Annotated in this window: 12 protein-coding genes; 6 read left to right on the forward strand and 6 right to left on the reverse strand. The window is 55.2% G+C overall.

Annotated features, from left to right (window positions below):
• Window positions 1-233: 233 nt before the first annotated feature.
• The 5 genes from glnQ to rhtA form a co-directional block, all read right to left on the reverse strand.
• Complete coding sequence (glnQ, locus tag AC6I7A_RS05890; protein ID WP_009091231.1) at window positions 234-956, reverse strand: glutamine ABC transporter ATP-binding protein GlnQ; 723 nt, start codon at window positions 954-956, stop codon at window positions 234-236.
• Entirely contained in the window at window positions 953-1,612 is a 660-nt protein-coding gene (glnP, locus tag AC6I7A_RS05895; RefSeq protein ID WP_009091229.1) for a glutamine ABC transporter permease GlnP, read from the reverse strand. The genes glnQ and glnP overlap by 4 nt, the downstream gene beginning before the upstream one ends.
• Window positions 1,613-1,689: 77 nt before the next feature.
• Window positions 1,690-2,436, reverse strand: a complete 747-nt coding sequence (gene glnH, locus AC6I7A_RS05900; protein ID WP_009091226.1) for a glutamine ABC transporter substrate-binding protein GlnH — start codon at window positions 2,434-2,436, stop codon at window positions 1,690-1,692.
• 328 nt (window positions 2,437-2,764) lie between these two features.
• A complete protein-coding gene (gene dps, locus AC6I7A_RS05905; protein ID WP_009091225.1) occupies window positions 2,765-3,268 on the reverse strand; it encodes a DNA starvation/stationary phase protection protein Dps in 504 nt (167 codons plus the stop codon).
• A gap of 325 nt (window positions 3,269-3,593) precedes the next feature.
• Entirely contained in the window at window positions 3,594-4,508 is a 915-nt protein-coding gene (rhtA, locus tag AC6I7A_RS05910; RefSeq protein WP_058957706.1) for a threonine/homoserine exporter RhtA, read from the reverse strand.
• Window positions 4,509-4,876: 368 nt separating this feature from the next.
• Here rhtA and ompX point away from each other — a divergent pair, with 368 nt between their 5' ends.
• The gene (ompX, locus tag AC6I7A_RS05915; protein WP_009091221.1) at window positions 4,877-5,389 is read left to right on the forward strand and encodes an outer membrane protein OmpX; all 513 of its coding nucleotides are present in this window, start codon (window positions 4,877-4,879) and stop codon (window positions 5,387-5,389) included.
• A gap of 235 nt (window positions 5,390-5,624) precedes the next feature.
• On the opposite strand, the gene AC6I7A_RS05920 is transcribed toward ompX, so the two are convergent.
• Window positions 5,625-5,816 carry a hypothetical protein gene (locus AC6I7A_RS05920; RefSeq protein WP_033736362.1) on the reverse strand — a complete coding sequence of 64 codons (192 nt, stop codon included), beginning with the start codon at window positions 5,814-5,816 and terminating at the stop codon, window positions 5,625-5,627.
• A 249-nt stretch (window positions 5,817-6,065) separates the two neighbouring features.
• Between AC6I7A_RS05920 and mntR the strand changes: the two genes are divergently transcribed.
• The 5 genes from mntR (at window position 6,066) to AC6I7A_RS05945 (ending at window position 12,044) form a co-directional block, all read left to right on the forward strand.
• Complete coding sequence (gene mntR / locus AC6I7A_RS05925) at window positions 6,066-6,524, forward strand: manganese-binding transcriptional regulator MntR (protein ID WP_003850512.1); 459 nt, start codon at window positions 6,066-6,068, stop codon at window positions 6,522-6,524.
• 20 nt (window positions 6,525-6,544) lie between these two features.
• Window positions 6,545-7,654, forward strand: a complete 1,110-nt coding sequence (locus AC6I7A_RS05930) for an SLC13 family permease (protein WP_058957705.1) — start codon at window positions 6,545-6,547, stop codon at window positions 7,652-7,654.
• 148 nt (window positions 7,655-7,802) lie between these two features.
• Window positions 7,803-8,948: an HlyD family secretion protein gene (locus AC6I7A_RS05935; RefSeq protein ID WP_009091215.1), complete on the forward strand. Its 1,146-nt coding sequence runs from the start codon at window positions 7,803-7,805 to the stop codon at window positions 8,946-8,948.
• Window positions 8,945-10,513 (forward strand): DHA2 family efflux MFS transporter permease subunit, encoded by a 1,569-nt coding sequence (locus tag AC6I7A_RS05940; protein WP_058957704.1) that lies wholly within the window; start codon window positions 8,945-8,947, stop codon window positions 10,511-10,513. The genes AC6I7A_RS05935 and AC6I7A_RS05940 overlap by 4 nt, the downstream gene beginning before the upstream one ends.
• A gap of 1 nt (window position 10,514) precedes the next feature.
• The gene (locus tag AC6I7A_RS05945; RefSeq protein WP_058957703.1) at window positions 10,515-12,044 is read left to right on the forward strand and encodes an efflux transporter outer membrane subunit; all 1,530 of its coding nucleotides are present in this window, start codon (window positions 10,515-10,517) and stop codon (window positions 12,042-12,044) included.
• Window positions 12,045-12,151: the final 107 nt, after the last annotated feature.

The following is a 12,151-nucleotide window of genomic DNA, read 5'->3' on the forward strand; positions in this document are numbered from 1 at the left end:
CTGCTGACAAACCCAATCGGGGTTGCTCTTGCAGCAACACATTAGCTAATAGCGCAGGGAACATGGGCAGAGGAGGAAAGCGTCCCGCGCCATGGACGGCGCGGGCCGAGCGACCAGGGATGGTTTAAGCGACTTTCCGATCTGCCCGTGTTCCCTTCGCAGGGTTGGTCTCACAGCTGGGCAGGGCAGACTTTGCCAACAATAAAAACGGGCCGCTAAGCGGCCCGTTTTGATCAGGAGACGTGCTGCAGAAATTCGCGCAGACGCTCACTCGGGGGATTGCTGATCAGGCTGTCGGGATCGCCATCTTCCGCAATCCGGCCTTTGTCGATAAAGATCAGACGCGAGGCCACCTTCTGAGCGAAGCCGACTTCGTGGGTCACAATCACCATCGTCATGCCTTCTTCCGCCAGGTCCTGCATCACCTTCAGCACTTCGTGACGCAGCTCCGGGTCAAGCGCGGAGGTCGGCTCATCAAACAGCATCATCTTCGGCTTCACCGCCAGCGCACGGGCAATCGCGACGCGCTGCTGCTGACCGCCGGAAAGCTCAGACGGGAAGTGATGCGCACGCTCGGCGAGGCCCACTTTGCCCAGCAGCTCGCGCGCCAGCTGGCGTGCCGACTCTTTGCTGGCACCGCGCACCCGGATCGGACCGAACGCCACGTTGTCCAGCGCGCTCATCTGCGGGAACAGATGAAACTGCTGAAACACCATGCCCGCTTCCTGACGAATCAGGCGGTCATCGACTTTCGGATCGTTGACGCGCAGACCATCCACAATCAGCTCGCCGCTGGTGATCTCTTCCAGCTTGTTAATGCAGCGCAGCAGGGTTGATTTACCGGAACCGGAAGGACCGATAATGACCACCACTTCGCCCTGGTTAATTTTCAGATCAATGTTGTGCAGCACCTGGGTCTGACCAAAATGCTTGGAGACATCTTTAAATTCAATCACAGGATTTTCACCCTTTTCTCAATGCGGCGCAGCACAAAGCTCAGCACCAGCGTAATCACCAGATAGATGATCGCGACGGCACTCCAGATTTCCAGAGCGCGGAAGTTACCGGCAATAATCTCCTGACCCTGACGCGTCAGTTCAGCCACACCGATAACAATAAACAGCGACGTATCTTTAATGCTGACAATCCACTGGTTACCCAGCGGCGGCAGCATACGGCGCAGCGCCAGCGGCATAATCACGTAGCGCAGCGTTTCACGGCCCGACAGTCCCAGTGCCAGACCCGCTTCGCGGAAGCCTTTGTTGATTGACAGCACGGCACCACGGGTGATCTCGGCAATGTAAGCGCCGGAGTTAATCATGATGGTTACGACCGCCGCACTGAAGGGATCGATTCGCAGGTCGGGAAACGCCATTGGCAGGGCAAAGTAGATGAACATCACCTGCACCACGATAGGCGTACCGCGGATGATTTCGATAAACACCAGCGCGATGTTATTGGTGATCCAGCCGCCGTAAGCACGGGCAAAACCGGCCACCAGACCGATAAGCAGACCGCCACACAGGCCGATGATTGAGATAATTAAGGTCAGTTTAGCGCCTTCGAGCAGCGCTGGCATGGCGGGCCAGATGACGCTCCAGTCAAACTCCATGGTGTCACTCCAGATATGTTGCGATGGAAAAAAGCAGGGAAAAGTTTCCCTGCTCAAATTAATTCACGGACAAATTATTATTTTGGTTCAGTGCCGAACCATTTTTTATAAAGCTGATTGTAGGTGCCGTTCTCTTTCAGGGTTTTCAGCGCGCCGTTGACTTTCTCGCGTAAATCGTCGCTGCCTTTCGGGAAGGCAATACCATACTGCTGCGCTTCGATTGAATCGCCCACCGCTTTAAAGCGGCCTTTACCGGCGGTGTGAATGAAGTAAAGGATGTTTGGCGTGTCATGCAGCACGGCGTCAGCACGGTTGGTGCCCAGCTCCATGTAGGCGCTGTCGATGTTCGGGAACTGACGCAGATCTTTCGATTTGATGTTGGCTTTCGCATACTCTACAGAGCCGGTGCCGCTTTTGACGGCGACCACTTTGCCATTCAGATCGCTGATGCCTTTGATGTTGTTTTCATTGTTACGCACCATCACCTGCAGACCGCTTTTGTAGTAGCCGTCAGAAAACTCAATCGCCTTCTTACGCTCTTCAGTAATGGTGATACCCGCCAGCGCCAGATCGACATTACGTGTCTGCAGGGCAGGGATAATGCCGCTGAAATCCATCGGCTTCAGGGTGTAATCGAGCTTCAGTTCTTTGGCAATCGCATCCCACAGATCCACATCAAAGCCGACATATTTGTCACCCTGTTTGAATTCAAACGGAACAAAGGCGGTATCGGTCGCGACAACCAGCTTCTTTTCTGCTGCGGTGGAGGATAGGGAGAAGGCCAGCGCCAGCGCGGCCACAGAAACTTTTAACAGTGACTTCATCATTTTTTCCTTTTTACACTCAGGCGGCAGGACCTGCGTTTTCGGCTTGTCATATGAAAAAATTATGCCAACTCTGCAAGATACGCGAAATCAGTGAGTTAAATATCACAGCTGAAGCGATTTTGCAGGTTATTCTGTATTTGCACCGTTTTGGTGCTCTATTGTGGTGCAGGTGGCGATTTTGGTGCAAGCGGTAGTGTGCCTCAGTTGTTGAAGCTTTGAAGCGAAGAAGAGAAGAACTGTTAACAGGGTCATAAAACGGGGTTATACAGACGTAAAAAAGGCGGGTTTCCCCGCCTGATTGACTGCACAGTCACTGCATTAAGTCTTATTCAATGTTGGCTTCGATGAACCACAGGAACTTGTCCAGGTCGCGAGAGGCCGCAGTGAAGATGTCAGCAGTATCTTCATCTTTCACTTCGGTAATCGCTTTACGGGTATCGTTAGCAACGATGGCATAACGATCGGCCAGTGCCTTCAGATGGTCCTGCACGCTATGGATGTTCAGCGGATAGCTTTTCAGCGGGGTTTTGTCGTTCACGACCTGTGCGGTGCCCAGTGCCACGCCGCCCAGCTGCACAACACGTTCAGCAATCGTATCCTGATGATCGGTAATCGCGGTGCGGAAACCATCCAGCATCTCATGTACACCGATAAAGTTAGCACCGCGCATGTTCCAGTGCGCCTGCTTAGTGATCAATGACAGGTCAATAAACTCGACGACCAGACGATTCAGCACCTCGATGGTGGCTTTCTTTTCGTCTTCGGCCACGTCATTGCGGGTGTAAATCAGATCAGAAGATTTAGTTTTAACCAATTTAGCGGTACTCATCGTTTCAGTCCTCTCTTTGATGGTTGTCCTAATCAAGTACCGGATAAGTATAGCAGCGCTTTTTAACTTTGCAGAAACGACTTTATCAATGGATGAAATAGTGTCTCTCTTTGTCCGGTGCCGCGCGGGTTCAGGAAGGTTACTACTATGTTAAAATATAAAATAAAGAAAATTTTATTATGAATCAGTAAGTTAAATTATTTTGTAAATAACCGGTAAGTGACTGTTTCAAAATAGAAAGTGCAGAGGAATGAATCGGTTAAGAATAATTCTCATGTTGAGCATGATTGTTATTTAGCCCGCCATAACAGCGGGCAAGACGCGCTTATTTCTGAGTGTCGCCGGATAATTCCACGTTGTTCAGCTGGCTCTTTTTCGGCCGCATCTTCAGTGTTGATCCTGCCGACGCGATGATGATAGCCAGCAGCGCCAGCCACTGGAGTGCACTCAGCGTTTCCCCCAGAAAGAGCATCCCTGAAAAGGCAGCCATCGCCGGCTCGAGACTCATCAAGGTGCCGAAGATGCGCGCCGGTAAGCGGGTCAGTGCGACCATCTCCAGCGAGTAGGGGATGGCGCTGGAGAGCAGGGCGACCAGCAGCGCGATGGGCATGACCGCCCAGTTCCAGATGCCACTCTCGGCAAAGGTCAGTCCCAGTGGCACAAAAATAACCGAGGCGATCAGCGAACCGATTGCCACGGTAGCAGGGCCATGCTCCGCGCCTGCCCGTTGTCCGGCCAGGATATAGATCGCCCAGCAGGCTCCGGCAGCGACAGCCAGCGCGGCCCCCACGGGGTCAATGGCGGTCATGCCTGTGCCAAATGGCAGCAGGAACCACAGGCCAATCACGGCCAGCACCACCCAGACAAAATCGAGCGGCCGGCGCGAACCAAACAGCGCCAGCGCCAGCGGGCCGGTAAACTCCAGACCCACCGCCACACCCAGCGGCACCGTCCGGATGGCCAGATAGAACGTGAAATTCATTGTGCCCAGCGCCAGGCCATACATCAGAAGGGGAAGACGCTGCTCGCGGCTGAAGCGTAAACGCCAGGGTTTGAAAATTATGCAAAGTATCAGTGTGCCAAAACCCAGGCGCAGGGCGGTGATCCCGGTCGCCCCAACGGCAGGAAACAGTGACTTCGCCAGGGATGCACCGCCCTGAAGCGATAGCATCGCAATCAGCAGTACGGCGACCGGCAATAAAATCGGGGTAAGGTTTTTAGCAGCGGGAGAGGCAGACATCCTGTTCACTTTTCCTGGTCATCAACAAAATCAGTCGACCAGTGTAAAGGAAAGAGCGGCTAAAAAATCACGAATTTGCGTTTTAAATGCGAACGGGTTGCGCAGTTTTTGCCCGAATTCAGTGCCATTTTGGTAAAGAAATGTCAGGATTTTTTAGGATTTAACTTAAAGAGGGAATTCAGCACAAAATGATTGTTGCAGGAAGATGACGGATTTTATAAGAAAAATGAATGACATAGGATGTCGCATTAACGTCCTGTTACACCAAACTTTCTGTTAGACAACAAAATCCGGGCAGAGTTTCTCGCTATTTTTTGTTATATTTTCAGCGTTGTCAGGAGAGAAGTATTTTCACATTTGAGGTGGTTATGAAAAAAATTGCATGTCTTTCAGCATTAGCCTGTGTACTGGCAGTATCTGCAGGTTCAGCAATGGCACAGAGCACCGTAACTGGTGGTTACGCGCAGAGCGACTATCAGGGCGTGGCTAACAAAGCTAACGGCTTCAACCTGAAATACCGCTATGAAGACGGTTCTAACCCACTGGGTTGGATCGGTTCATTCACCTACACCGAAAAAGACCGCACTGAAGCTGGCGTTTACAACAAAGGCCAGTACTACGGTGTGACCGGTGGTCCTGCTTACCGTCTGAACGACTGGGCGAGCATCTACGGTGTTGTAGGTATCGGCTACGGTAAATTCCAGCAGAACGATACTTCTTCACGCGCTAAAACTGATTCAAGCGACGTAGGTTTCTCTTACGGTGCTGGTCTGCAGTTTAACCCAATTCAGGACGTCGCGCTGGACGTTGGCTACGAGCAGAGCCGCATCCGCAATGTGGACGTGGGTACCTGGATCGCTGGCGTAGGTTACAGCTTCTAAGTTTAGCTTAGCTGACCCGCCAAAAAACGGCCCCTTATGGGGCCGTTTTTTATTGTGCTGATGTTCTCCCCGCCATGCAGGCGCCCGCCTTTCTCTTCCCCAGCTGACAATCTCTGTGCCCTCATAGCCGGCAGCGTGATGCCCGCTGAGCGCGCGATGTGTCAGGCGAAATAAGAGAAAAGAAAATAAGCAGAAGGGGAGAGCGCCTCCCGGGCTGAGAGGCGCTGAAAAGAGGTTAGCCGCGCCAGATGAGCTTCTGACAGCGACGATCGGCGGGTTTGTGGCCCAGCAGTTTCTCAATCAACATCAGACGCAGCGTGAAGGGGGAACGCGTCAGCAGGCACAGCCAGGATTTCATCTCCGTGGTTGTTCTCTTCTCAGCCTGGAAGCATTTGCTGCAATCTAAGCAACATTTCAGGGTGCTCATAAAATCACCTCCCAATCATTGTCGACGCGGTCGCCAGCAGCCTGGGGTGAGATACGTCATCACCGGATCCCCCAGGATCGCAAAGGATCCTCTGTGTGCTGCTTACATTATCAACAAATATAGCACTGGCTATATCCTTTAGCCAAGGCTAACGAGGAAAAATTTGAGCTTCTTTGCGGCTGGTTTACAATAAGCGCAGCTAAATCCGTACAGCAGTGCCCGTACGGGAAATAATAATGAGGAAGCTGAATGAGTCGTCGTGCTAAAAGCGTGGTTTCTGCGCCAAAAGGACCACTGAAAGATATTGAAGAGCATGTCGAAGGTTTTCGGCAGGTGCGTGAAGCGCATCGTCGGGAGTTAATTGATGACTACGTTGAGCTAATCTCTGATTTAATTGGTGAATTTGGCGAAGCACGTCAGGTCGATATGGCAGCCCGCCTGGGTGTGTCACAACCGACCGTGGCAAAAATGCTGAAACGACTGGGCAGTGCCGGACTGGTCGAGCAGGTCCCTTATCGCGGGGTCTTTCTGACCAGCGAAGGGGAGAAGCTGGCCGAAGAGAGTCGTGCCCGTCATCATATTGTTGAAAGTTTTCTGCTGGCGTTGGGCATCAGTCCTGAAACTGCCCGACGTGATTCAGAAGGGATTGAGCATCACGTCAGTGATGAAACTCTGGCTGTGTTTAAGAAGTTCTCCGAAACCCGTTAACGCTAAGGCGTACCCTCATCATGCCTCAACTGCTTCGATCTTTTTTGCACGACTCTATTTTGCATTTATTAATCGTATTGGGTGTGGTTCTGGCTTTTCTGGCGAATTTCCGCTGGGGCGATCTGCCAGGTGCCGTAGACTGGCACACCATCATCACGCTGACCGGTTTGCTGATCCTGACCAAAGGGCTGGAAACCAGCGGCTATTTTGATGTGCTGGGGGGACGGCTGATTGCGCGTTTCCGGCATGAACGTGCGCTGGCGCTGTTTATGGTGCTGGCCGCTGCGCTGCTCTCGACCTTTCTGACCAATGATGTGGCGCTGTTCATTCTGGTGCCGCTGACCCTGACGCTGCGCAAATTCTCTCATCTGCCCATCTCGCGGCTAATCATCTTTGAAGCGCTGGCGGTGAATGCCGGTTCGCTGCTGACGCCGGTCGGCAACCCGCAGAATATTCTGTTATGGAGTCACGGCAAGCTCAGTGTTGTCGCGTTTATTGTGCAGATGCTGCCGCTGGCGGCATGGCTGCTGCTGAGCCTGATGGTCCTGACCTGGTTCAGCTTTCCAAAGCGGTCGATTGATAAGCATGACAATCCTGAACAGCCTGAGTGGCAGAAACCGCTGTTTATTGTCAGCGTGGTGCTCTACCTGCTGTTTATCGCCGGCCTGGAGCTGGAAATCACCGGCTGGGTGCTGTTGCTGATTCTCGCCACTTTTCTGGTCATGGCGCGCCCGGTGCTGCTGCGCATTGACTGGAGCCTGCTGGCGGTGTTTATCGCCATGTTCATTGATGTCTTCCTGCTGACCCGTCTGCCGGTGATGCAGGCGCACTTTGATGCGGTTTCCCACTTCGGTCATGGACAGCTCTATCTGCTGGCTATCGGGCTGTCACAGGTCATCAGTAATGTGCCGGCAACGATTCTGCTGCTGCAAAAGGTGCCACCCACGGATGTGCTCGCCTGGGCGGTAAACATCGGTGGATTCGGCCTGCTGCCGGGTTCCCTGGCTAACCTTATTGCGCTGCGTATGGCAAAAGATCGGGCCGTCTGGTGGCGTTTCCACCTGTTTTCACTCCCTCTGCTCGCCTGGTCGATGGCCAGCGGCTGGCTGCTGCTGCGGCTGCTCAATTAGTCCCACCCCGCCTGCCACCCTCATCAGGTGGCAGGACGTGCGCCATTTCTCAAGTTTCGTAAAGTTGCGCTGGATTTTGTCAGGTTCCGATATAAGGTTAACTAGACCTTTATGCCCGGAATCAGGGCCTTAGCCAGTGATGGGAACTATGAGCGAGAACAACCAACACGATCAACACCAGCAGGATGCCGATAACGCGACGGATAAAAACCGTCAGTCAGATGAAAACAAGGACAACGACCAGCAGCCAGAACGCAAACGCCCCGGTAAAAAGCCGCTGATTATTCTGGCGGTCGTGGTAGTGATCATGCTGATCGTTGGATTCTGGTTCTGGTTTACGACCCGCAATATTGAAACCACCGACGACGCCTTTACCGAAGGCGATGCGGTGACCATTGCGCCGAAAGCGTCCGGTTATGTGGTGAAGCTGCTGGTAAACGATAACCAGCGGGTGAAGAAGGGCGATCTGCTGGTGGAAATCGACCCCAGCGACAACCGCGCCCAGCGTGAACAGGCGCAGGCGCAGCTCGGTTTAGCTGTCGCGCAGCTTCATCAGGCGCAGGCGCAGCTGGCCCTGTCCCGGGTTCAGTATCCGGCTCAGCGCGATCAGGCGCTGGCGGACCAGGCGAAAGCGGAAGCTAACCTGCTGAACGCCCAGGCCGATTACCGTCGCCAGCGCGGCGTCGACCCGCGTGCCACCAGTCAGCGCAATATCGACAGCGCCTCGGCGCAGTTACGCTCGGCGCAGGCGCAGTTACAGAGCGCTAAAGCGCAGGTTGAAGTCGCATCACAGGTTGCCCTGCAGATTCGTCAGCAGGAAACCAATGTTGAAGCGCGTCAGCAGCAGGTTGAGCAGGCAAAAGCGCAGCTCAGCACGGCTGACCTTAATCTCTCCTATACCCAGGTTCGTGCGCCCTATGATGGCTTCATCACCAAGCGTAATGTTCAGCTGGGTACTCTGGTGCAGGCTGGCTCTTCGCTGTTCTCGCTGGTCTCACCGGACATCTGGATCACCGCAAACTTTAAAGAGTCTCAGCTTGAGCGCATGAATCCGGGCGATAAAGTTGAAATCAGCGTCGATGCCTGGCCGGATATGAAGCTGGAAGGGCATGTCGACAGCATTCAGATGGGCTCCGGTTCACGCTTTTCGACCTTCCCGTCAGAAAACGCCACCGGCAACTACGTGAAAATCGTGCAGCGCGTGCCGGTTAAAATCGTGATTGATAAAGGGCTCGATCCCAACCATCCATTGCCACTGGGTCTCTCTGTTGAACCCAAGGTGACGGTGGAATGAGTACGGCGCAGAGCTGGAAACCTGCCAGCAATCCGTGGTTAGTGGCGATCACGGTGACGCTGGCGGTGTTTATGGAGATCCTCGACACCACCATCGTCAACGTGGCGCTGCCGCATATCGCCGGTTCACTCTCCTCCAGTTACGATGAGTCAACCTGGGTACTGACCTCCTATCTGGTGGCGAACGGCATCGTGCTGCCTATCTCTGCATTCTTCAGCCGTCTGTTTGGTCGTAAACAGTTTTTCCTGATCTGCATCGTGATGTTTACCATCTGTTCGTTCCTGTGCGGTATCGCCACCGAACTGTGGCAGATCATTCTGTTCCGCGTCCTGCAGGGCTTTTTCGGCGGCGGCTTGCAGCCGGTTCAGCAGTCTGTGCTGCTCGACTACTTTAAAGCGGAAGATCGCGGCAAAGCCTTTGGTCTCTCCTCTATCGCCATCATCGTTGCGCCGGTGATTGGCCCGACGCTGGGTGGCTGGATCACGGATAACTACAGCTGGCGCTGGGTGTTCTTTATCAACATCCCGGTCGGGGTGCTGACCGTGCTGGCAATCTATCAGCTGCTGGAAGATCCACCGTGGGAGCGCAAATGGGCCAAAGGCAAACTTAAGATCGATTACATCGGTATCAGCCTGATTACCCTGGGGCTGGGTTGCCTGCAGGTGATGCTGGATCGCGGGGAAGATGAGGACTGGTTCGCCTCTCACTTTATCGTGCTGTTCGCCATTCTGGCGCTGGTCGGCATCGTCGGGGCCGTCTACTGGCTGATGTATGCCCGCAAACCGGTGGTCGATATTCTGGTGATGAAGGATCGCAACTTCTGGGTGGCGGGCTTGCTGATGGCGGGTATGGCGATGATCCTCTATGGCAGCTCTGTCGTGCTGCCTCAGCTGGCGCAGCAGGACCTGGGCTACACCGCCACCTGGTCAGGTCTGGTGCTGTCGCCCGGTGCGGTGCTGATCGTGCTGACGATCCCGCTGGTGCTGAAGCTGATGCCGATTGTTCAGACGCGTTACATCATCGCCTTTGGCTTCAGCTGTCTGGCGGTAGCGTTTTTCTACTCCGCCACCCTGGCACCGAATGTCGATTTTGCCACGCTGGTAATGATGCGCAGCGCGCAGTCGATCGGGCTGGGCTTCCTGTTTGTTCCGCTGACCACCATCGCGTTTGTCACCATTCCGCAGCGACTTAATGCGGATGCCTCGGCGCTGTTTACCATGTTCCGCAACGTGGCCGGATCGATCGGGATTTCACTCTCGACCGCGGCCATTACCGAGCGCGAGCAGGTTCGCTCGGCGCACATGGTGCACAACATGACGCCGCTGAACGAACAATTCAACATCACGCTGCAGCACTGGGCGCAGGCGATACGCGACTTTACTTCGGCGGTTGGCGATCCCGTTACGCTGGCAACTGGTCAGCTTTATCAGGAGATGATCGCGCAGGCGCGCATTCTCGCTTATATCGATGTCTTCTCAGGCCTGAGTATTGTCGCCCTGATTTTGATTCCATTTTGCTGGCTGCTGTCGCCGATTAAGAGCGAAGGCAGTGCAGGAGCACACTAACATGAAGGTTTTTTACTCTCATCGCCTGAAACCCGTGAGTTTACTGCTGGCTCTTGCCCTGGCGGGTTGCGCCGTCGGGCCTGACTATCAGGCGCCGAAACCGGCCGTGCCGGGCAGTTTTAACGCCATGGCGTCGCAGGAGGTGTCCGTACCCCAAAGCGCCGCGATTAATTCCCGCTGGTGGCGAAGCTTTAACGATCCGCAGCTCGACAGCCTGATTGAGCGGGCGGTAGCAGGCAACCTGAGCCTGCAGCAGACGGTACTGCGTATTGCCGGGGCACGCGAACAGCTGACACAGGCCCAGGGTAGCCTGTTACCCAGCCTGAGCGGTTCGGCCAAAGTGACGCGTCAGCAGCTCGGTCTGGAAGGCTTGCTGAAAGCCAATGGGGCCACCGATCAGCTCGACAGTAACGTAGCCAGTCAGCTCAACGGCCTGACCCAGCCGGTCAATCTCTACCAGGGCAGCTTCGATGCGAGCTGGGAACTGGATCTGTGGGGCAAAGTGCGCCGTCAGGTTGAGGCTGCCACTGCCCAGCAGCAGGCGGCGATTGAGCAGCGCAATGATGCGCTGGTCTCACTGGAAGCGGAAGTGGCGCGCGCCTGGCTACAGCTGCGCGGGGCGCAGAGCACCATCCAGACGCTGGAGCAGCAGATCAGCGTGGCGCAGCAGACGACCGAGCTGACGCAGAGCCAGCAGCGTAATGGTCTGGCGCCGCTGACCGACGTAGAGAATGCCCGGGCCCAGCTGAGCACGCTGCAGGCGCAACTGCCGCAGTATCAGTCGCAGGCGCGGCAGGCGATGAACGGCCTGGCGGTGCTGCTCGGCAAGACGCCGGGCGCGCTGGATGTGGAACTCAGTACGCCGAAACCGTTGCCGCCGCTGCCTCAGTTTGTGCAGGTGGGTATCCCTTCAACGCTGGCGCGCCGTCGTCCTGATATTCGTCAGGCTGAAGCGACACTGCATGCGCAGACCGCGGAAATTGGCGTCTCTGTCGCGCAGCTTTTCCCGAGCCTGTCGCTGACCGGCCAGCTGGGCGTGCGTAACACGGACGTCAGCTATCTGGATAACTGGAGCAGCCATTTCTACAGCTTTGGCCCCTCGTTATCGATTCCGATTTTCCAGGGCGGACAGCTGGTGTCGAGCGTGAAGCTGGCGCGGGCGCAGCAGGCGAGTGCCGCACTGGATTATCGCCAGACGGTGCTGACGGCGCTGCAGGATGTGGAGAATGCGCTGGTCAGCTATCGCGCCGATCAGCAGCGTGTCACCGCGCTGGATGAGACAACCGGTGCTCTTCAGCGTGCCTTTGATCTCGCCAGCGACAGCTACCGTCAGGGGCTCTCCACCTTCCTGGAGGTGCTGGATGCACAGCGCCAGCTTGCACAGGCACAGGAGCAGGCAACCCAGGCACGGATGCAGAGCGCACTCGATCTGGTGGCGCTCTATAAAGCACTGGGCGGCGGCTGGGAAACCTACCAGACTGTTGAGATGCCGCACTACTCCGTCTTCGGTCCGGCCACCCAGGCCAATTAGTTCTCAGGCGGTCGCGGCGCTGCTGCCGTGACTGCCTGCTTATCCCTCTCCGCTGCGCGGTCAGCCCGCCATCTCCCTTTACCGATAATCTAACTCATTGAATCAGC

It is taken from the genome of Type-F symbiont of Plautia stali (assembly GCF_059731105.1).